The sequence below is a fragment of the Candidatus Krumholzibacteriia bacterium genome (assembly GCA_029865265.1).
In the GTDB taxonomy this organism is placed as follows: domain Bacteria; phylum Krumholzibacteriota; class Krumholzibacteriia; order WVZY01; family JAKEHA01; genus JAKEHA01.
Genome location: JAOUHG010000038.1, coordinates 1 through 21,109 on the forward strand (window position 1 = coordinate 1; position 21,109 = coordinate 21,109).

Annotated in this window: 20 protein-coding genes; 3 read left to right on the forward strand and 17 right to left on the reverse strand. The window is 64.6% G+C overall.

Annotated features, from left to right (window positions below; translation table 11 throughout):
• The 4 genes from OEX18_13355 to OEX18_13370 all read right to left on the reverse strand — a co-directional run.
• The coding region (locus OEX18_13355; GenBank protein ID MDH4338253.1) for a hypothetical protein at positions 1–266 on the reverse strand (266 nt) is incomplete at its 3' end.
• Positions 267–298: 32 nt separating this feature from the next.
• On the reverse strand, positions 299–1,105 hold the full coding sequence (locus tag OEX18_13360; GenBank protein ID MDH4338254.1) for an outer membrane lipoprotein-sorting protein: 807 nt from the start codon (positions 1,103–1,105) through the stop codon (positions 299–301).
• 8 nt (positions 1,106–1,113) lie between these two features.
• Positions 1,114–3,474, reverse strand: a complete 2,361-nt coding sequence (locus OEX18_13365) for an MMPL family transporter (GenBank protein MDH4338255.1) — start codon at positions 3,472–3,474, stop codon at positions 1,114–1,116.
• Between the two features lie 39 nt (positions 3,475–3,513).
• Positions 3,514–3,774: a DUF2892 domain-containing protein gene (locus tag OEX18_13370; GenBank protein MDH4338256.1), complete on the reverse strand. Its 261-nt coding sequence runs from the start codon at positions 3,772–3,774 to the stop codon at positions 3,514–3,516.
• 146 nt (positions 3,775–3,920) lie between these two features.
• Here OEX18_13370 and OEX18_13375 point away from each other — a divergent pair, with 146 nt between their 5' ends.
• A complete protein-coding gene (locus OEX18_13375) occupies positions 3,921–4,280 on the forward strand; it encodes a metalloregulator ArsR/SmtB family transcription factor (protein ID MDH4338257.1) in 360 nt (119 codons plus the stop codon).
• Positions 4,281–4,415: 135 nt separating this feature from the next.
• Here the strand turns inward: OEX18_13375 and OEX18_13380 are convergent, their stop codons facing one another.
• From OEX18_13380 to OEX18_13405, 6 genes are all read right to left on the reverse strand, one after another.
• On the reverse strand, positions 4,416–5,516 hold the full coding sequence (locus OEX18_13380; GenBank protein ID MDH4338258.1) for an MBL fold metallo-hydrolase: 1,101 nt from the start codon (positions 5,514–5,516) through the stop codon (positions 4,416–4,418).
• Between the two features lie 68 nt (positions 5,517–5,584).
• Positions 5,585–7,585: a tetratricopeptide repeat protein gene (locus OEX18_13385; protein MDH4338259.1), complete on the reverse strand. Its 2,001-nt coding sequence runs from the start codon at positions 7,583–7,585 to the stop codon at positions 5,585–5,587.
• Positions 7,586–7,658: 73 nt separating this feature from the next.
• The gene (locus OEX18_13390; protein ID MDH4338260.1) at positions 7,659–8,738 is read right to left on the reverse strand and encodes an MBL fold metallo-hydrolase; all 1,080 of its coding nucleotides are present in this window, start codon (positions 8,736–8,738) and stop codon (positions 7,659–7,661) included.
• Between the two features lie 6 nt (positions 8,739–8,744).
• Positions 8,745–9,545: a methyltransferase domain-containing protein gene (locus tag OEX18_13395; protein ID MDH4338261.1), complete on the reverse strand. Its 801-nt coding sequence runs from the start codon at positions 9,543–9,545 to the stop codon at positions 8,745–8,747.
• A 22-nt stretch (positions 9,546–9,567) separates the two neighbouring features.
• On the reverse strand, positions 9,568–9,945 hold the full coding sequence (locus OEX18_13400) for an STAS/SEC14 domain-containing protein (GenBank protein MDH4338262.1): 378 nt from the start codon (positions 9,943–9,945) through the stop codon (positions 9,568–9,570).
• A gap of 90 nt (positions 9,946–10,035) precedes the next feature.
• The gene (locus tag OEX18_13405; GenBank protein ID MDH4338263.1) at positions 10,036–10,827 is read right to left on the reverse strand and encodes an SDR family NAD(P)-dependent oxidoreductase; all 792 of its coding nucleotides are present in this window, start codon (positions 10,825–10,827) and stop codon (positions 10,036–10,038) included.
• A 128-nt stretch (positions 10,828–10,955) separates the two neighbouring features.
• Between OEX18_13405 and OEX18_13410 the strand changes: the two genes are divergently transcribed.
• Positions 10,956–13,922: a T9SS type A sorting domain-containing protein gene (locus OEX18_13410; GenBank protein ID MDH4338264.1), complete on the forward strand. Its 2,967-nt coding sequence runs from the start codon at positions 10,956–10,958 to the stop codon at positions 13,920–13,922.
• A 15-nt stretch (positions 13,923–13,937) separates the two neighbouring features.
• Here OEX18_13410 and OEX18_13415 read toward each other — a convergent pair whose 3' ends face one another.
• The 7 genes from OEX18_13415 to OEX18_13445 all read right to left on the reverse strand — a co-directional run bounded on the left by OEX18_13415 (position 13,938) and on the right by OEX18_13445 (position 18,899).
• On the reverse strand, positions 13,938–14,336 hold the full coding sequence (locus OEX18_13415) for a hypothetical protein (GenBank protein ID MDH4338265.1): 399 nt from the start codon (positions 14,334–14,336) through the stop codon (positions 13,938–13,940).
• Positions 14,337–14,338: 2 nt separating this feature from the next.
• Positions 14,339–14,953: a GNAT family N-acetyltransferase gene (locus tag OEX18_13420; GenBank protein MDH4338266.1), complete on the reverse strand. Its 615-nt coding sequence runs from the start codon at positions 14,951–14,953 to the stop codon at positions 14,339–14,341.
• Between the two features lie 34 nt (positions 14,954–14,987).
• Positions 14,988–15,230 carry a hypothetical protein gene (locus tag OEX18_13425; protein MDH4338267.1) on the reverse strand — a complete coding sequence of 81 codons (243 nt, stop codon included), beginning with the start codon at positions 15,228–15,230 and terminating at the stop codon, positions 14,988–14,990.
• Positions 15,231–15,294: 64 nt separating this feature from the next.
• Positions 15,295–16,524, reverse strand: a complete 1,230-nt coding sequence (locus tag OEX18_13430; protein ID MDH4338268.1) for a hypothetical protein — start codon at positions 16,522–16,524, stop codon at positions 15,295–15,297.
• 67 nt (positions 16,525–16,591) lie between these two features.
• Positions 16,592–17,068: a hypothetical protein gene (locus OEX18_13435; protein ID MDH4338269.1), complete on the reverse strand. Its 477-nt coding sequence runs from the start codon at positions 17,066–17,068 to the stop codon at positions 16,592–16,594.
• Between the two features lie 183 nt (positions 17,069–17,251).
• On the reverse strand, positions 17,252–17,875 hold the full coding sequence (locus tag OEX18_13440) for a hypothetical protein (protein ID MDH4338270.1): 624 nt from the start codon (positions 17,873–17,875) through the stop codon (positions 17,252–17,254).
• A 109-nt stretch (positions 17,876–17,984) separates the two neighbouring features.
• On the reverse strand, positions 17,985–18,899 hold the full coding sequence (locus tag OEX18_13445; protein ID MDH4338271.1) for a GIY-YIG nuclease family protein: 915 nt from the start codon (positions 18,897–18,899) through the stop codon (positions 17,985–17,987).
• Positions 18,900–19,906: 1,007 nt separating this feature from the next.
• On the opposite strand from OEX18_13445, the gene OEX18_13450 reads away from it, so the two are divergent.
• On the forward strand, positions 19,907–21,067 hold the full coding sequence (locus OEX18_13450) for a T9SS type A sorting domain-containing protein (protein ID MDH4338272.1): 1,161 nt from the start codon (positions 19,907–19,909) through the stop codon (positions 21,065–21,067).
• The last annotated feature ends 42 nt before the right edge of the window (positions 21,068–21,109 follow it).

A 21,109-nucleotide genomic window follows, 5' to 3' on the forward strand; every position in this document is an offset into this window, starting at 1 on the left:
GCCACGAAGTGCGCCTCGGCGTTGCTGCCGTAGAAGTCGCTCTTGAGCTGCAGGCGCGCCTCGCGCAGCGTGTAGTCCTGTCCCCCGCTCCACACCGGCGGCAGCACGCCGGGGCTGCCCCACGATGCGGGCGGCGGGCCCACCTGCTGCAGGCGCACCCCGCCCGCAGCTTCCATGAACCCGTGCAGCTCGAACTGGGCGGCCGCCGGCACTGCAACCCCGATCAGAAGCGCCGCCACCGTCACCAGAATCCAATGTCTGTGCATGATGATGATGCCTTCCTGATTGATGTGTGCGCCTACTGGGCGATGTACTCGCGCGGCGGGCTCTTTAGATACCGCTCGCTGAAGATGTCCGCGGAGATCCCCTGGTTGTAATCGATGCTGTCGAAGACGATGAGCGTGTTGTTGTTCTTGCGCGGCGTGGTCATGCGGCGCTCCAGGGCGGTCGCAAACCCGTCGACGGTTTCGATTTTGAGCACTTCGAACACCTTCAGCAGCTCACCCTTGTTGTCAAAGTACTCCTCGCGCACCACCAGCCTGACATCTTTGTCGATCCAGGTGGTCTTCTTGGCAAAGTAGTCGCCGCTCTTCGGCGTGCTCTCGATCGCCCACGTCTGGTAGCCGCCCTTCTCCTCCTCGCGCAGGAACGTGTGCGAGTCGTCGCTCCAGTGGCGCCCGGACACGTCCTCGTAGGCGAAGTCGCTGCCCACGAAGCTGCTCTTCTTGTCGTTGGCGGAGAGCGGCTTCACCAGATCCAGCGAGGGCACGTAAATCCAACGCGCGTCGTCGCCGTCGGGGTTCTTCCACGCCATGAAGGTGGTGCGCCGCACGTCGTTGGGCTCGTAGAAGTACACGTAGTAGCGCTGCTCGCCGCCCTCGGCAAAGTCCTTGCGCAAAATGGTGAAGTCGCGTTCGCGCGTCTTGCCGTTCTTGTCGGTGATGGTCATCTTGACCCGCGCCGAACCGTCGTCGCCCGCGTAGTACATGTTGAGGTGCGCTTCCTTCATGAGCGCCTCGGCGTCGGGAGCCTGCGCGCGCAGCGGCGCGGGCCACCAGGCCGCCAGCGCGGCCACGAGCAATACCGGGAGAATGAGTTTCTTCATGATGACGATTACCTCCTCGCGGCCGCAGCCGCCTCGTTGAGTGAACCCGTGCCCGCGGGGTGATGCCGGTAGCCCGAGATCACGCGCGCGGGGAAATATGAGAGCACCGCCGGCATGATCAGGAAGGTGGCTCCACCGCTGATCAGCATGATGGCGAAGAAGAACGCGCCCACGGTCACATAGGGCACCAGTGTGGCGAAGAACATGGGCACGAAGCCCAGCGCGATCACCACGATGTTGCGCGCCAGCGCCTGCGCCGGCTCGTGGAAGAACGTGTTCATGGTGGCGTTGAAGTTGCCGTTGTGGTGCCGGTGGATGTCGCGCGTGCGCTGCAGGAAGTGGATGGCGAAGTCCACCGACAGCCCCAGCGAAAGGCTGCTGAGCACCGCGATGGGCATGTCGTAGTTGCGGCCGGTGAGCCCCACCCAGCCGTAGGTAATGACGATGGTGGCGGTCAGCGGAACCATGGCCAGGAGACCCATGCGCAGGCTGCGGAACAGGATGACCATCATGATGAGCACCACCACCCACGACCCCGCCAGCGCCTTGCCCATGCCGCTCACCATGAGCTGCTGCCATTTGACGTTGATGTAGCTCAGCCCGGCCCACTGCACCTCGAGTCCGGCGGGCGGCGGATTCTGCGCGATCCAGGCGTTGACGCCGTCCACCACCGCGCGCACCTGCTGGTTGTCGCCCTTGCGCATCTGCACCCAGATGTTGATGCGATCCTGGCCCGGGGTGATGAACTTGAACAGGTCGTCGGGCGAGCCACCGCTCATTTCATACAGGAACAGGTACTGCGCGATCTTCTCGCGCGAGTCCGCGAGGGTGGCGCTGCCCGGTTCCCGGTTGAGCAGTTCGTACTGCACCTTCTTGAGCACGTCCACCACCGAGCTGGCGGCACCCACGTTGTCCTGCCGGCCGATCTCGTTCTGCAGCCGCTCCGCCCAACCCATCCACTCCGGTTCCAGGAAGGCCTGGTCTTCGCTGCCGGCCAGCTCGACGTAGGCGATGTACGTGCCCGGCAGGTGCTCGTTCATCACCTGGTCGGCCACGCGCAGCGGGCTGCCGGGCTTGAACCAGTTCACCGGGTTGTCGTTGACCACGATGCGGGTGACACCGTAGCCCGCGATGACCATGACGATGCTCAGCGTGGTCACCACCAGCGCGCGACGGCGCACCGCGAAGTGACGGATCTTGTGCAGGTACGTCTCCGGGGCGGCCTCGCCCTCGTGGGTGGTTCCGAACTTCTCCAGCACGGAGGGCGGCATCAGCATGGCGTAGGCCGGGATGAACAGCAGCGAGAGCAACCAGGCCACGAACACGCCGAAGGCCACGAAGGCGCCGAACACCTGCACCGGCGGGATGGGCGTCATGATGAGCGATGCAAACCCCACCACGGTGGTGAGCGAGGTGAACAGCATGGGCAGGAACAGCTCGCGCATGGAGTGGTACAGCGTCTCCTCCATGCCGGCCTTCTGGTGGTAGTTGGCGTGTACGGAGCTGAGAATGTGGATGCTGTTGAGCACCGCAATCGGTATCAGGAAGATGGGAATCATCGAGCTCATGATGTGCACGGTGAAGCCCATCCCGATGAGCAGCCCCATGGTCCATATCACGGTGATCATGGAGAGGATCATCGGCGCCAGCACCACCTTCCAGCGCCGGAAGAAGAACAGCATCAGCAGGAAGATGAGCAGGAAGGCCATGGGCGCCGACACCGCCATCTGCTGGAACATCGCCGCGCCAAAGGTGTCCTGCGCCACCGGCAGCCCCGCCAGGTAGTACTGCTCGTCACCGCGGTCCTGCTCGATGACGGACTGGATCTGCTCCCCCACCTCCATGGCGACGTCCTTGCTCTCCAGCGGGATGAACAGGGCGATGGCCTTGCCGTCGTCGGAGGCGAGCTTGCCGCGCAGGATGGGGTTCTCTCTGATCTGAACCAGGATCTGCCGCGCGTCCTCGTCGTTGTCGGGAACGCTCTCCATGAGCGTCTGCACGCGAATACCGCCGCCCTCGTCGGGCAGGATATCGTCGACCTCGCTGGGGGCGAGGATGTCGTCGGCAATGACGCCGTCCATGTCGCGCACCGCGTCGGTGATCTTCTGGACGCGTTGCAGGATGGCCGGCGTGAAGACGGTCCCTTCATCAACCACCACGCCCAGCACCAGGAAGTCATTCAAGTTGAACGCGGCCTCGACGTTCTTGTGGATCACACGCACCGGCTCGTCCGCCGGCAGCATGTTCTCCGGATCTGTGTCGATCTGGATCCTGGGCAACTGCAACGCCGCCACCACCGTGATCAACCCGATGATGGTGAGCACCAGCTTGGGGTGTCGGATGGGGAACCCCGGGAATATTCGCTTCATGGCAGGGACTCTCTCTTTCGTTCTGATTGATGTATGCGATCAGTTGGCCGTGGCCGCGGTCTTTGCGTTGCGGCGCGCTTCCATGCGGCGGAACAGGATCTCCGGCGGGCAGAAGCCGGTGAGACTGGACTGGAACAGGTTGACGCCCACGAACGCGTTCAGCGCGAGCCACCACGGGCTCACCTTCCACGCGAGCAGCAATGACGCGATAATGAACACACCGGCGAGCCGTCGAACCATGCGCTCGGACCAGGAGATGGTGGCACAGGGGGCGGCGTTCGAACTGGGACGGGCTTCCATGTTTTTCTCCTTATTGATGCGGCGGGCCTTGTCATCCGCCGGGATCGGTGCATATTATGAATTGCTTGACGACTGGTAGTTTATATGCTTGATTAGTTATATACTGATTCACACCAGGTGTCAAGCCACGATATTCGAGGTGAGCGGTGAAAAATTCTAAGCCATTGGAAAATAAAAGCCTTGCACTGATAGCCGAGCGCTTCCGGGTGCTCGGTGACCCCCTCCGGCTCCAGCTCCTGCATCTGCTGGGGGACGCCGAAATGTCGGTGGGAGCGCTGGTCGAGGCCTCGGGCGCGAGCCAGGCCAACGTCTCCAAGCACCTGCAGATTCTGCTGAAGGCGGGTCTGGTGCAGCGGCGAAAAGAGGGTTTGCTCGCCTACTACAAGATCGTGGATCCGTCGATCTTCCAGCTGTGCGACCTTGTCTGCGGCCGCTTGAGTGAACAGTTCCAGGCGGACCTGAGCGCCATCGGGATGCTACGCCATCCGGGACAAGCCGGTCAGTAGACCACCGGATTGCTGATCGAGTTGCCTCCCCACACCGCCCACAGCTTCACCTCGCTCAGTGGTGCGTGCCACATGGTACACCCGCGCCAGGGCGCGATCAAGTCAACTGCGTCCTGAAGGCCCGCAGGCGGCCGCCTACTCCAGCCGTTCCACTTCGTCGGGCTCGCCGCGCGCCTGGCGCCACGCCCGTTCCACCGCCGGCTGCACAAAGAAGGCATCGAACGCCCGCGCCCTTCCCTCGTCACCCCGGGCAAGACGCTCCTTCCAGTCGGCGAGCGTCACGCGCGTCTGGGTTTCCTCCAGCGTCGCGCCGCCGGCCACCGCTTCCTCCACCGCCAGCACCAGCGCGCGCAGCAGATCCTGCACCTCGTGCAGGAATGCACGGTCGTGCTGCGGCGGCCCGTGGCCGAAGAACATCGTGTCCACGCCGAGCGAGTCGACCCGTGCGAGCGTCTCGATCCACTCCTTATAGTACGAACCGATGCCGAACGGGATGGGATACACCATGAGGTCTCCGGTGGCGGCAATGCGTTCCCGGGGCAGAATGACCACGGCGTCGCCGCGCGTGTTGCCGAGCCCGAGGCACGAGATGACGATCCTGCGCGCGCCGCGGTGGATCACCAGCGAGTCGTCGAAGGTGAGCGTGGGCGGCACCGGGCGCAACGTCTCGAACTCCGGTATGCAGAGGCGGTACAGATCGGCGATCTCCCGCGCGCGGTTGCGGCGCTTCTCCGCGAGCGGTTCGCCCTCGTCGTCCAGGCCGGTGTCGGCCCAGCGCTGGTACTTCTCCAGCACCGGTCCCATGTCCGCCAGGATCGATTCGCGCACGTCGATCACCTGTTCGATCACATCCGTGCGGGTATTGCGGTGCGCGATGAACTCCACCCCGGGCCACCGGTCCTGGTAGACCTGGTTGCCGTTGACGTGGTCGTCGTGCCAGTGCGTGTTGACCACGTAACGCACCGGCCTGTCGGTGAGCTTCTCCAGCTCCGCCACCATGGCGCGTGCGCTCACGGGGAGTATGCCGGTGTCCACCACCACCACGTCGCTCTCGTTGATGATGAAGAGCGCGTTGCCCTCGATGGGATCGCGCAGCGGCTCGGCCCACACGAAACCGAACACGCCATCGGCCAGCTTCACGATGTCGTAGGTCTTGCCGGAAACCTCTCCGGCGCGCGGGGACGTGGCGCACAACAGGACGACGCCACCCAGTATCCACAGGTATGCCTTTTTCACGAGTGTCTCCTTGCGCCGACGGGATGGCGTGGTGGGAACTACGGATGCCGGCGCGTTGCGGTTGCGGGTCAGCGTTCCGGCGTCGCCGACCGCATCAATCCCTCGTGGGCCTCGCGGTTGCCTGGCGCCAGCTCGAGCGCGCGGATGAACTGCACGGTTGCTTCGGGACCCCTGCCCTGCTGCACCAGCACGCGTGCCAGGTCCACGCGCACGCCGTCGTCCCAGGGCGCGGCCGCCACGGCGGCCTCGAGCTGCGCGACGGCCTCGTCCAGGCGTCCCTCGCGGCGCAGCCAGCGCGCGTAGTTGCGGTGGGCCTCTATCGACTCCGGATCGAGGGCCACGGCGCGCGCAAAGCTCTCCCCCGATTCCTCTTCGCGCCCCGCCAGTGCGAGCGCAATGCCACGGTTCATCCTCGCCACGCCGTCGCGCGGCGCCAGGCGGATCTGCCAGTCGAAATCCACCAACGCGCGTGCACCGTCGCCCCGGTCGAGACGCGCCTCCCCGCGCGCGGCGATGTGCCTCGCGAACGCGGCACGGGCCGCTTCCGCCGCAACCAGCAGGCCCAGGATAACGGCCGCCGTGGCCACCGCGCGCCGCGGCACGCGCGCGCCCCGGAATTCGAGGCCCAGCAGCCACACCGGAATGACGATGTAAGGCGCAAGCTTGAGCAGGTGCAGCACCGGGTGCGCCAGGATGAGCGGGTGGTCGAACTCCGGCAGCAGGAACGACAGCGCCAGCGCGACCGCCGCCAGCGCCGCGCCCCGCGGGCGTGTACGCCCCACCAGCGGCAACAGCAGCAGGGGGGCGATGGCGTAGTAGTTGAACCAGGTGCGGCTGACCCACGCGAGCATGGACAGGATCACCAGCGAGCGCCGCGGCCAGACTTTCATGGCGCAGTCGCGGTCGCGCCACACCAGGACCACGATGACCGCCAGCACGGCAAACGGCATCACGCCCGGCAACCACGATTGGCGTATTCCCAGGGCGAAGAGCCCCTGGTTCAGGCTCACGCTGTTGAGCAGGTAGCCGCCGGCTTCGAATTGGATCACCACCTTGCGCACGAACTCAATCCACGAGCGCTGCGCCAGTACGGACGCGGCGCCGAGCGCCGCCGCCGCACCCGCAAATGCGGCCAGCATTCGCCAGCGCCGCTGCGACAGCGGCAGCAGCAGCAGGATCGCGGGAAACAGTTTGATGAGCGACGCCCAGGCCAGCGCGCCACCCGCCAGCGCCTGGCGTCCACGCCGCATTGCGTGGAGAGAAACCGCCAGTGGTATCCACACACCCGCAAAAACGAGCCCCGGCAGCAGCCAGCCCACCACATCCCACGATGCCAGCAACAACGCCGCGACGGCCATCCGTCCGGTGGTGTCCAGTGCCAGCGCTCCACCGACGAGCCACGCCAGCGCAAACACCGCGAGTGTCTGCCAGAGCAGGTTCAGCACGGCCGCGACCGGCGAGAACGGCATGTGCAGCGTGGGATCGGCTTGCCTTACGAGCGCGTAGAAGGGAGAACCATTGAACCCGTAGTCGTCGGTGAGATCGCGCCCGTGAATGCGCGACACCACGGCGCGAACGTCGCGCCGGAAGTCCTGCACGCGGTCGTCCGGCAGATATGCGTGCAGGATGCTGTCCGCTTCGACGTGGATGGCACCCGACGCGCGGGCCCGCGCCAGCAGCGAATCCGCCGGCGCCAGCGTATTGAAGGCGACGCCGCGCGCGCGCATCATATCGATGAGATACGCGCGCTGTTGGCGTGGATCGTCGCGCCACCGGCCGGGAGGGTGATCGAGGTCGCGCATGTCGAACTGCGGCCGGTCCAGCGCGGCATGCACGGCGCGATAGAGGCCCGGGTACGGAACGGGATACTTCGCGCCCAGGTAGTGGTGCGCGAAGTTGATGGTGACGACGTTCTGTGGCAGCAGGTTGAGGACCAGCGCATTCGCCATTCCCACGACGATCAGAATGGTCCATGCCGCCCGTGCGCGGGGCCAGCGGCCCAGGAGCAGGGCGCAGGCGGCCATGAGCAGCGCGCAGATGGCGCGGTCGTCAAGCGCCCAGGGAATCATGACCGCGGCCGCCGGCATCCGGTGGGCTCGATCTCGCAACCAGCCTCGCCCGGTGCAATGCGGGGGTCGAGCATTACCGTGACGACGCCGCGTTGTACGCGCTGGTCATCGCGGGCCCCAGGAAGTACTCCTCGAACAGGAAGCGTTTCATCTTGCTGCCGCCGGCCATCGCCCCGCTGAAATCGTCCATTTTTGCGCCGGCACGCGCCTGCTCCAGCGTCTCGCCGCGCGCCACCGCGTCCGTGGCCTGCTGCCTGATCGACGTCAGCGCCTCTTCAAGCATCACAACCTGCAGGTCGTTGCGCATCACCGCGCCGTGCCCGGGCACGATGACATCGGCATCCATCATGCGGATTCTGGCCAGGGCATCGATCCAGCCGGAAACGTCGCACCCGTAGGCGAACGGCAGCGGGTTGTCCACCAGATCGCCCGCCACAAGCACGCTCTCCCTGGGAAGAAAGACCACCGCGTCGCCACGGGTAATCCCGGAACCGAAGTGGCGGATCTCGATGACGCGTGCGCCACGCGTGAGGGTGATGACGTCGTCGAAGGTCTTCTCCGGCAGGGTCAGCGAAAACGCGGGCATCTCGCCCAGGTATTCCTCCGCGATGGCGATGGTACTCTGGTACGCCGCGCGCTCCCCGTCACTCATCGGCGTACCATCCAGGCTGGTTCCCTTGTTGATCGCGTCGCGGAACATCGCAATGGCCCCGGGTCCGCCTTCAACCTGCCGCTCGCGATTCTCCACACCGATTGTGGCCATGTCCTCACGCGTGAACGTTTGCGCGATGATCTCCGCGCCGGGAAACGCATTGCGGTATACCTGGTTGCCGAAGGTGTGGTCGTCGTGCCAGTGCGTGTTGATCACCACGCTGACCGGCTTGTCGGTGATGTTTCGCAACGCGGCGAGCACGGTGCGGGTGCGCTTGAGTGTGAATTGCGTGTCCACCACGACGACGTCCTCGTCGTTCACGATGAATACCGCATTGGAATGATTGGCGAGTCCCAGCGGATCCCGGCTGATGACGGCGTAGACCCCCGGCGCGACGTTTTCCACGCCAATCGGGGACTCGGTTTCGGCGGCGAACACTGAGAAAGCAGCCAGGGCGGGAAGGAGCAGAATGCCACACGCGGCCACATAGCCAGGTTTCATACACACTCACTTGCTTGCGGACACCATATGCACGGAGATGGGAAACTCCACCATCTTGCCGGAGGTTGTGAACAGACCCAGCGCACGCTCGGCCTCGGTGGCGAGCGTATCATATTCCGACTTGTCGAGCACGACGTCGACCAGCGGAAACCAACCCTTCACGTCGGTGAGCACCCACGAACGAATGCTCGGGTAGCGTGCAACACCCGTGTATGTCTCCACCGTGGGGTCGGTCATGCCGGCACGCTCGAACAGGTCCCGCACCGCCTCCGGATTTCCCAGTACGAACGGTTGCCGCAGGGCATCCGCGGCCCGTTTCCCCACCAGGTGCTGGATCAACGCCACCAGTATCGAGTACGCGGGGATATTGTCGAGTGCATCCCACACCGCCACACCCAGGCGACCACCCGGCGCGAGCACGCGCTTCATATCGCGAAGTGCCGCAATGCGATCGTCGAAGAACATCAATCCGAACTGTGACGCGACCACGTCGAACACGCCATCGTCGTACGGCAGCGCCGCCGCCACACCTTCCCGCCATTCCAGCTCGGGCGCAACGCGCAACGCCACCGTGAGCATGCCGGGGTTGGGATCGACGCCAGCCACGAAACCGGTGCTGCCCACCAGCCTGGCCGCGTCGCGGGCAAAGATTCCCGTTCCGCAGCCCACGTCCAGCACCCGGCTCCCGCCGCGTACCGCGGTGACCTTCGCCAGCAGGTGGGTCCACTGGGAAAACAGCGCCGGGACGAAGAACTCCTCGTACACCGTCGCTGCGCGAATCTGGGCCTCGAGGTTTGAATCCGTCATCGGAGCCTCCGACGCAGAATCCTCAGGGGGTAGCAGCGGCGCGCAGCCACGCCAGTGCGGCGTCACGATCGCGGAAGACATTCGTCATCACGCCCGCGGCCTCGCTGTAGACGGCACCCAGCCGGCTGAGGCCGAAATGGACGTCCTCGGTGGCAAGAACCGCGCAACGGGCCACACGCTCGCTGTGCGGGCCCAGGTGGGAGGCCACACGAATGATGTCCTCGGTGGTGCGGGTTGCGAGTGTGGAAGACCCTCTCACGTCCACCAGCAGGCCGAACCTGGGCGCACATGCGGGATCATTGAGCAGGTGGTGAAAGGTCTGGATGACGTCGTCTGGATCGGTCTCACCGACGAGCGCCATCTCCGCGATGTTGTTGTCCATGCGATACGTAACCGGCACAAGCGACCTCCGGCGTAAGCACTGCCCCGCATCACATCAGGGGAGAGACGGCCCGAGTATACTGGAATTCGATCCGGAATTCAAAAAACGTCACCAGGGAATCGCCTCGCCGTCGCGAAAGAAGCCACCGGTGGTAGTGGCGTCGAGCAGCGCCCCCCATACAATAGACGCGGCGCCCTCCTCCACGCCGCGGGTGGCGCTGCGCCCGCCCATGTCGGTGCGCACCCAGCCCGGGCACACCGCGTTCACGCGGATGCGGCGCGGCGCCAGGTCGCGGGCGTAGACGCGGGTGAGCGCGTTCAGGCCCGCCTTGGAGGCGTTGTAGGCCGACGCGGGCCACCCCGCCTCCGCGTGCACGCCGTGCTCGACGTAATTTGTTAAGGAGCGCATCAGCGCGTCGATCTCACCACGCGCCAGCGCCGGGTCGAGCAGGCGCTTCTTGAGTTCGGCGCGGTAGTTGGAAATCTCTCCCAGCGCGCTGGACACCATGACGACGGTCCCGCCATCGGGCATCAAGGGCAGCAGCGCGTCGGTCACGCGCGCGGCACCAAAGTAGTTTACCGCGAGGGTACGGCGCACGACGTCGGCGTTGAAGCCGCGCAGCGCCACACCGGCGTTGTTGACGAGAATGTCGATGGTGAGGCGGTCCGCTTCGAGACTGGCCCGAAGCGTCCCGACGCTTGCGTCGCTAGCGACGTCCAGGGGTCTGAACTCGCAGGTGAGCCCCTCGGCAATCAGTTCCTGCGCCGCCGCGTACCCCTCCGCCTCCCGGCGGCTGGTGACGATTATGCGCAGCCCGCGCTGGGCAAGCTGCCGCGCGGTCTCCAGGCCGAGGCCGCGGTTGCCTCCGGTGATGAGCGCAATGCGGTTTCCTTCCTGCATCCCCTCTCCAGCCTGTCGGGACGCCAACTTCGGCGGTCCCGGGCGGTATTACCCATGGTACAATAATTCCGTCAATTGCCAGACCCAGTTTCACGGCCCTGGCCGGGCCGCTCCCACGGAGGTTCCCCATGGACCGCGCCACATTCCGGGGTGGATGGGTGGCCGCAGCAGTTGCCATATCGCTGCTTCTCCTTTCCTCTGCCGAAACAGCCGCGCAGAAGCGGCATCACGATTCCCGGCCGCGCCCGGCGACGACGGCACCGACGAACGCCATCCTCATCGATGGCACGCCGCGACCGGCGCCGGTCAGCGCGCCACCGGCACCGCCCGCCGGCCGGCTCGAACGCTGGACGCCGCCGGCGCCCGGCGAGCGCACCCCGAACAGCCTGCAGACCATCAACGATCACCCCGGGATGGCCTCCGCACTGGGCGGCGACGATGTGCTGATCGCAAGCTTCCCGACGCCCGTGGTCTCCTGGGGGATCTGGCTGCAGGTCACCAGCGACGGGCGGCTCTTCGCCGCGGCGCTTTCGACCTGGTCCCCCGGCCAGATGGACATCTACCGCAGTCTGGACGGTGGCGACACCTGGACGCTGTGGAGTTCCTTCGCGCCGGGCTTCAATGCGAGACTCCGCGACTTCACCGTCGCCCAGGGCGACGCGGACCAGGCATTGATCGCCTATCTCGACTGGAACGGGTCGACTACTGACGCGCGCGTGGCGCGCGCCGACTTGAATACCGACACGCCGGTATGGAGCGTTGTGACCGCCATCGAAGACCCCGCCATCAATGTCACTTCCGGTGTGGCGTTCGATACCGATGCCTGGGGGTTCTCGAACTACTACATCTACCTGGTTGCGGTTGCCGATGACGGCAACGGTCGCGATGTGTGGTTCTCAGTCTCCTACGACCTGGGTGTAACGTTTGAGCCCGAAACCAAGATTGCCGACACCTCGGACGGAAGCTGGGGATTTCTGACCGCGTCGATAACCACCGGGTACAGCGGCTACGTTCACGCATCCATGACGCGCGACGGCACGCTCGACGCGGGCGAGTTCTACCGTCGCACCGTCGATTACGGGACTACCTGGGATCCGTTACTTACGATTGACGCGGTCGACAACGGCACCGAAAATTATCTCGACTCGGTGGCAGCGTCGCGCACCAACGACAATGTCCTGCTTCTCTTCAACCGCGGCGGCTCAAACTGGTGCCGCTACTCGACGGACGCGGGCGTCACGTGGCCACCCGCCAACGACGTACCGACCGGTTACGAATATTGCCACGGGCGCCACGTGGCGTTTCCCGGCAGCGAGCTCGTGATTGGCGGGTACACATTCGGTGGTCTCACGGACGAGAGATACAAGCTGTCGCGATCGGTCACCGGGAGCCCGGCCGCGCTGGCCGCACCGCAGGAGTTGTCCATCAGCACCACCGATTTCCTTGGGACGGAGACCGCGATTGTCACCGACCCATCCCGCGGCAACCGCATTGCGGCCGTGTGGTTTTCCTATGATGCCACCAACACGTACCTGCGCTTCGACGCCGAGTGGCGCCGCGACTTCGGCTATCCCAACACCGACATCGGCTTCCCGATTGCCGTGCAGGGCGGCGGGCAAACCCCGCCCGCGGTGGCCGAGGTGGATGGAGACCCTGAAAAGGAGATCGTCTTCGCCGCCCTCTCCGGCGACGTCCACGTGGTCAACCACGACGGCACAGCGGTTCCGGGCTGGCCGGTGAACATCGGTGCGATACCGTTCGACGCACCGGTGGCGGTGGGCGATCTGGTTGGCAATGGGGATCCTGTCGTCGTGGCCGGAAACGGTTCGGGAGAGGTGTACGCGTTTGATGCAACCGGCGCCCTGCTCCCCGGCTGGCCGGTGGATCTGGGGACGGGGACCGGCGTCTACGTCAGCATCGGCACCCTCGGCCCGCCCAGCACGCGCTACGTGGTGGCGCTCAGCAACCGGACCGTTGCCATCCTGGACAACAGCGGAACCAACGTCGCGCCCGCCTGGGTCCCGGCGGAGATTCCCTTCGGTGTCTATTCGCGTCCGGCCGCCATCGGCGACGCGGACAACGACGGCGTCACCGACATCGTGTCGCTCGCCGGTCCGAACGTCTACTACCACAGCCTCAACAGCCCGAACTTCTCCGGGCAACAGTTTACGGGCGTAACGTTCAGCGACGCCCCCACGATGGCCGACATCGACCTGGACGGCATCCTGGAGATCGCCGCGCCCACTTCCGACGGGAAGATGTACCTGTTCCACAAGGCCGGGCCGAGTTTCTCAACGGCCTGGCCGATCACGGTATCGCCCGGAGTCGCGCTGACCTCGGCCGCGTTCGGGAACATCCTCGGCACGCAGGAGCCGGAGCTGGTGTTTGCGGAGGCCGGTGGCAATGTGCACGTGCGCTACTCCACCGGCGTGGAGCAGTCCGGCTACCCGCTGGCTTCGGGAAGTTCCTTCCTGTTCATGCCGCCCATACTTTCTCCGGTGAACATCTTCGTCTCCAACGTCAACATCGGGACCACCGACGGGGTCAATGGCACAGGTCAGAGCTGGCGCAATCTCGGGATGGTGCCGGACGGCTGGCCGCGCAACCTCCCCGGGCCGGTGGAGGAGACATTTGCGAGCGGCGACATCGACAACGACGGGCGCAACGAGCTGGTGGTGCTGGGGGTGGACTTCCTGTCGGTGTACGACGTCGGCGAACCGCCGACAACCAACCCGCGCAACCACTGGCCCATGTACGGCTACGACGCGCAGCGAACGGGCTGCCTGGCCTGCGACGAGATTCTCACCGCGGTCGGCGACACACCGGCGGATGGGTACAACGCGGCACTTTCGGTGCACCCGAATCCGTTCAACCCGGTAACCACAATTGAGTACGAGGTCGCTCGGGCCGGGCTGGTTTCGCTGGAGGTGTTCGACGTGAGCGGGCGGCGCGTCGCCACACTGATTGCAGGTGAGCACCGGGAGGCGGGGCGCTATTCGGTTTCCTATACCGCCACGGGCGCGAGTGGTGTGTACTTTGCGCGGCTGCAGACGGCGGACGGAGAGGTCGCGCGGAAGATCGTGCTACTCAAATAGCGGGCGTGGACCGGGTCACACGAAGGCGATTTCGCGGGTGGCGCCGGTCACCACGAAGCAGCGCGCAATGTTGGACTCGTCGTCCACGGATTCGAGGAAGAACCCGGGGCGGTCGCGCTGGTAGCCTACCGTGGTTCCGATGAGGACTTCGCCGTCCTTGAAGACCACGCGAATCTTGCGGCCCGTTGCCTTCTGCGCGGGGTCGAAGTCCTTCTTCTCCTCGTGCTGCGGGTTGCCGGCGAAGTCCTTCACGAAGAAGAGCGCCTTCAGGTCTTCGCGCCGGATGCGCAGCGGCGCCGTGTCCAGCGATGTGCCCTCGGGCCTGACGTGAAACTGGTCCTTCCCGGGATTGAAGTCGTTGGTGAACCCCTTGAGGATCTGCCCATCGACGAATCGCGCAACCACCTTGTTCATTGTTACCCCTTCTGCTGTTGGCGCGGACGAAAGAATACCCAGGTGTCGAACGCGTCGGCCACCCGCGCATGGCCAATCAGCTGATAGCCGAAGTGTTCGTAGAGCCGCACGTTCTGCTCGTCTTCCGTGCTCAGCGTGACCCCGCATGACGATGGATCCGCAGCGGCCAGTTCGTGCACCGCGTCCATGAGGACGCGCGCCACCCCCCTGCCGGCATGCGAGCGGCACACACCGATCATGTTGAGATGGTGGTGGGGACGATCGACGGTGAACGGGCGCGTGGCGGCACCGTGGGCCTCGTAGCGTGTCCGCGCCGCCGGGCCGATCTCGCCCCACGTCGCCTCGCGACGCGCGTCGAGGGCGGCGGGGCTCGGGCGCTCGCCGGGCAGTGTCATGATGGCAACCCCCACCACCTGCCCCTCGTCCTCGGCGGCCAGCATGGGCTCGTTGCGCAACGAACGCGCCGCCGCGAAGAAGCCGACCAGTGTTCTCAGGTGCCGGTCGTAGTGCGGCGTGTCACCCAGCACGTAGCGCATGACGGGATAGTCGTGGAAGGCATCGCACAGCACATCCACCACCGTTTCGGTGTCGTCGGGCTCGAGTTGGATTACGTTCATCGCTCACCCCGGACCACGATGGGCGACTGCGGCTTCAGAAGAGAATCCGGTACTTGGTCACCAGGTACACAATGAGAAACACGCACGCCAGGATCCCGAAGAAGGCGAAGGTTCCAATGCGACGCACCCGCTGGTTGGCGGTGCGCTGCAGCGCGATGGCCTCCTCGCGGATGGCATGCGCGTGCTCCGCCTCCGAGCGCAGGAACCGGAGCGTCTCCACGATCTCCTTCTGCTCCGTGCGCAGTTCCTCGATTACCTGGCGCAGGTCGTCGCTCATGACCCCACTCTAGAACGCATACCGGACGCGAGACAAGAGAAAGACGTCGATTGAGAAGGGACGGTTACCGCGCCGGGAGGGCGGTTTCTCCGCGGGGCTCCAGCAGGCCGCGCGCCACCAGCTCGCCGCTGATGGTCGACGCCACCAGGGCACTCATACGCGCCGTGTAGTGGACCTTGTCGACGTAGAGCGGTTCCGCCAGCGATTCCTGCATGTCCGCGCACCACAGGAAGTTTCCGGCCGCAGCGGCATCGTCGGTGCGGTCCGCCATGTAGCGGTAGCCGTAGCGCGCAAAGAAGTTGGAGCCGAAGTCGCTGGTGGCAAACAGATGATGGTGCAGGTCGTACTTGTAGAGCGGAATGGGCTGCCACACGAACACGGCGTGGGTGCCGTACTCGCGCACCACCGCCTCGGTGAGCTTCTTGTTGGCGAGATAGCGCTCGATCACGCCGGCAATGATTTCGGGGTCGTGGTACTTGCCGTCGTCGAAGGCGGCGGTGGGTTCGGTGTTGCGCGGGTCGGAGCGGCGCCGGTGGGACGCGGCGGACACCACCACGCGCCGGCTGTAGTGCGCGAGCCGCGTCATGGGCAGGCTCTCGATCCAGCCCCAGCGGTCGAGCGCATCGGGTTTGGAATCGAACACCGCCTCCAGCCGCTTTGTCTCCGCGGGTCCGAACGGAAAGGCGAACTCGTTGAGCCCGTCGATGAACAGCGCCAGGTCGGGAACGTGCCCCGCCAGCAGCAGCTCTTCCAGCAGCACACGCTCCTGCTCCAGCACGTAGCTGCTGCGGCCGAAGTTGTACACGCACACCGGCGCGGATGTGGCGCCGCGCAGATACGCCTGCAGGTACGACGCCACGGTCTGGTCGTCGGGGACGCCGTAACCAAACGTGGTGGAGCCGCCGAACAGGAAGATATTGTAATTGTCCGGGTCGGGCGGCCAAGGGCCCTGGTCCTTTGAGACGCGGAACCCGTCCTCGCTCACGTTCACGAAGCGGCCGTGGAAAGGGCGCTCCTTGAACTGGGTGAAGGGTTCGTAGGCGTAGGGGCGCGACCAGGTCTCGTGGATGAGCTGGCTGATGGCCTCGGCGTCCATGCCCGGGTAGACCGTGCGCAGCGAGCTGCTCTCGTGGATGCGCGTTATCTCCTGGGCGGCACGGCGCTCGGTCCGCGCGTCCTTGACGCGGAACAACACGTAGAGCGCGACGTTGGCGACAACGAGGAAGACGAGAACATTCAGCAGCAGCAGCGCGGCGTTCTTGTACCAGCGCACGAGCCTGGACTGGCGATCCAAAGACAACCCTCCGTTGGAAGCCTCTTTGGATACAGGACCTATAGGGTAGCGCGAACGGGAGGCGGGGTCAATTGGACGCACGCACCGCCCGGCGGCGCAACCACCACCACGCCGTCACCACGGCGCCCAGCGGGGTGAGCATCAACGGGCCGGAGGTGGCGAGGAAGAAGATGATGGGCACGTACTGCACGTTGTCGGACTTCCAGGGGGGCGGCTCGATGATGATGCTGATGATGCTGAACACCACGAACCAGACCATGCATGCCACCGGCAGGAAGGCGAGGACATGGTAGAGCAGCGATCGCAGGGTCACGCTGTCGGGCAGGCGCAGGAAACTGTGGGCGAAGCGCCGGACGAGCGCGGCAACGAGAACGGCGGCGGCGGCCACGATGGCGGGCCCGAGCGCGAGTTCCAGAATGTGGTGGAGGGGATGTCCTTCGGGCGCAAAGCGCTCCACGATCCAATCGGCGAAGCCAAGCGGGAACGGAATCACGGCCCACACAACGGCGAGCGCGAACAGAATGCGAAGCCAGCGGGTCGGCATCAAGGAGAAGGCTAACGCCGTTGGCAGCGGGCCGTCCAGCCCCGGGATTGCGCGGACAAACAGCGCTTGTGAAAAAAGTGCGTACTCCCACAGTGGGAGTCGATGTAAAGATCGGCCCCAGCGTATCGCCGGTCGCTCACCGGCTCCACCTCCCTCTTTCTTCCCGTACGGAGTAGTCCGTGATCATGAGGTACGTTCCCTGGGGAAGTTCGAGTCCCTGGGGGAGGGTTCCATCCACGAAATGGATCTGGTAGCCGAGGCTATCGGCAGGAGTGCGATCGTCGGACAAATCGGCGAGATCAAGGGTGATTGTGCCAAGTCTTCAAATGAGCCCATGAAGTAGAACGTGGCGCCAAACCCGAAGGTCGGACGTGGCCGGCTGGGGCGCTCGCCCGAGAGATACCCGATCTCCGTGGCCATGATGGTCTTCGCGAAGTACGTGGACTCCACACCGTAGTTCACCCCCATCTCCACACCCGACTCGATGTAGATGAGGCTCTCTTGCTGGAGCGTCGCCACGGACTGCACGTCCTTAAGCTGGATTGTCCGGGGATACTCGTGCCTGTCGTAGCCGGGATAGAGCGCACGGTCGAGAATCATGGTGGAATCACTGCACCACACGCCGATTGCCTCGAACTTCTCGTCCTGCACGGTTTGAACGCGAACGGTCTTGTTGCCAATCTTGCGGTAGTCGGCGGGATCGACCGTCGTTGGAACGCTCGCGCAGCCGGTTGCAAGGACGGCAGCGACCGTCGCGGGAAGGAGCACCGCGAGCTGTGCCGGGTATCGTGTGGCGCGGGCTGTCATGAAGTCCCAGTGCGGCCGGCAGGAGGATAGCACCAACGCACGAACGCTTGTGAAAACAGTGCGTACTCCCACAGCGGGAGTCAATATAAAGACGACCCGACCCGAAGGGCTAGTTCAGGTTCAGCCCCGTCGCCCGGGACCCGAGCTTGTTCTTGTAGACCGCCTCGCGTTTGATGATCTCATCGCGCGCGATGGTCTTGGGGAGAATCTGCAGTACGGAATAGCGAAAGCGCTCGGGGTAATCGTAATCGCGCCCGATCAGCTCCTTGAGCAGCACATTGCCACCATGCCCGGTCCTGGCGTACTCCCGCCACCGGCCCCAGATCCCGTTCTCGCCCGAGGCACTCCCCACGTAGAGGTCGCCCGTCGTCTCCGCGAGAATCAGGTAGATACCCCCCACGGCGGACAGGCGCGCACGCCATTCGCGGTGCGCCTCCTCATGCGCGAAGAGGTCCTTGAGTTGCGCGTAGGTGAGGCTGAACTCAAGGTAGTCCTCGAATGGCGGCAGCTTGCGCCCGGGTGCGAGGATCTCAAGGACGCGTTTTGGCTGGGCGAGCCTTTGGACCCATGCGCGCGTCGACTTCCCCCAGTCGATGATCAGACGATCGCGAAACTCATCGAAGCGCGGATCGCGTTCGAGATCATAATAGTGGTTCGCGATCTTCCGCCACTCCGCGGACCATGGGCAGCCTGGGAGCACCTCGCCCTCGGCGGCTGGATGGACGCCGTGAACGCGATACACGCCATGAAACGACGCACGTGATCCGGATAGGCCGCAGAAAGAGACGATCTGGCGGCACTTGTGAAACACCGGGCGCGTTTGATACCGCTGGTAGAGATCGAGCCACCCGTGACGCAGGAGGTCGTCGACCGGGTACTGGTCGTGCTGGTGGCGAACGAGCCGCCCGGGGACGGAAGGATCGAAGCCACGGAGCTTGAGGACTTCCAGCAGGCTGAGGCCGGTTGCGAGAGAGCGGCCATCCGTCTCACCGGCAACAATTTCCGAGAGGAGTTCGGTCGTCATGCCTCGTGGGCAGCAAGGCACGTGCCCACGCGCCCTGTGGTACAATCCCCAGGCCGCCACCCTCTGGAGGATCAACGATGCTTCGCCCCAGTCGTCCCCTTCTCGCCGTGCTTGTTCTTGGTATATCCACGCCGGCTTTCGCCACCACACTTCATGTCCCGGGCCAGTACCCGACCATCGCGGCCGGCCTCGCCGCCGCAGTCGCCGGCGACACAGTCGAGGTCGCATGCGGAACGTACTATGAAAGGGGGCTCGTATTGCCAGCAGGTGTTGTGCTTCGGAGTGAAACTGGCACTCACGATTGCGTGACGATTATCGGGCAGCCCGGAATACCTGAATGTGAGGGAATAATTACCTGCTCGGGTGACAGCAGTACCGTAATCGAAGGTCTACATCTCAATGATGGCTTCACTGATCAGAGTGGGGGTGGGCTCCACATCACCGGTTCTCCGTTGATTATCCGTTCCAAGATATCCGGCTGCTACGCAGTTGAGAACGGCGGCGGCGTCTTCATCGAAGGCAGTTCCAACCCACGCTTTGTAGACTGTGAGATTCGCAACAATAGCGCTCCAGGGGCCGGCGGTGTCATGGGCGGAGCAGCTATCTTCGAACACTGCGTCTTCGAGTGGAATTACGCCCATGACGGTGACGGTGGGGCCGTATTTGGATCAGGCACATTCGATGAGTGCCTTTTTTCATTCAACATTGCTTACTTCAGCGGGGGTGCCATTGGCGGCGGGGTAATTTCACTGACAGATTGTGTATTTGATCGTAACGAGGCTGGTGGCGCTAACGGGCCTGCGCAAGGCGGGGCGCTATTCGCAACAACTCTGACCGCAACGAAATGCACATTTTCCGGAAATTTTGCACCACAGAGGCCCCTGTATCCGCCTCAGGGTGCAACCATTTGGGCGTCATCTGGCTCGATCAGCAATTGTACGATCGCAGGTAATCCGTGCGGCACAATGGTGGAATGTGGAACGGTGGTAGAAGGCGGGCCGGGACTATTGATCGAGTGCACCAACATCTGGGATCCAGTCGAGGACGCCTGGGCCGGTGGCATCGCGCCGCAACTCGGGCAGAACGGCAATATTTCTGTTGATCCGCTTTTTTGCGATGCACCTGGCGGGGACTTCCGGCTTTCCTCCCTTTCTCCCTGCCTGGACGCCCCGTGTGGCAACATGGGTGCCTTTGGGCTTGGGTGCTACGACGACAAGCCCGGCATCATCGGCGTCAACGACGTCGGGAACGATCAGGGGCGACAGGTGCGCCTGACCTGGTACCGGTCCAACGAGGACTCGATCGGCGGCGCAGTGAACGGCTACGCCATCTATCGCCGGCAGGACGCTTACGCCGCCTCGCCCGCGGCCATCCCGTCCAGCGGACGCGAGCTTGCTGCCCTCCCAGGCTGGGACTACGTCACCACCATCCCCAATCGCTGGGACAACGTCTACCAGGCCGTCGTCCCCACGCTGTGCGACTCCACCATCACCGCCGGCGAATGCTGGTCCGCGTTCTTCGTGTCGGCCCTCACGCCCACCGGGTACTACGACTCCCCGGTGGACAGCGGCTACTCCAAGGACAACCTCGCGCCGCCCACGCCGACGAGCTTCGCGGTGAGCTACAACACGGGCTCCGGGAACCGCCTGGTGTGGGATGCGGTTGCGGCGAACGACTGGGCGGGGTTTCGGGTGTACCGCGGATCAACACCGGGCTTCACGCCGTCACCAGTAACGCTGGTGCAAACGACCACGCAGACCACGTGGGACGATCCTTCATACGACGGAGGCGATGTCCAGTATCGGGTGACGTCCTTCGACATCGCGGGCAACGAGAGCGAGCCCACCAGTTCCACGACCGTTACGGTCGTGGGAAATACGCCACAGCCACTCAAACTCGAACTGGGTCCGAATGTCCCCAATCCGTTCAACCCATCAACGACAATCCCATTCACGATTCCCTCTGCGGGCCGGGTGACGATCACGATATACAACGTCTCAGGCGCGCGCGTGCGCACGCTGGTAAATGCGGAGTATCAACCGGGGACTCACTCGGCGGTGTGGGACGGCAGAAACGACGCTGGAGCAACGGTGGGATCGGGTGTATACCTCGCGCGCCTGGCGCACGCAGGCGCGGTTCAATCGCGGAAGATGGTCGTCACCAAGTAGGCCGAATGTCGCGAAACCGACAACGCAGTCTCACAGTGAGAC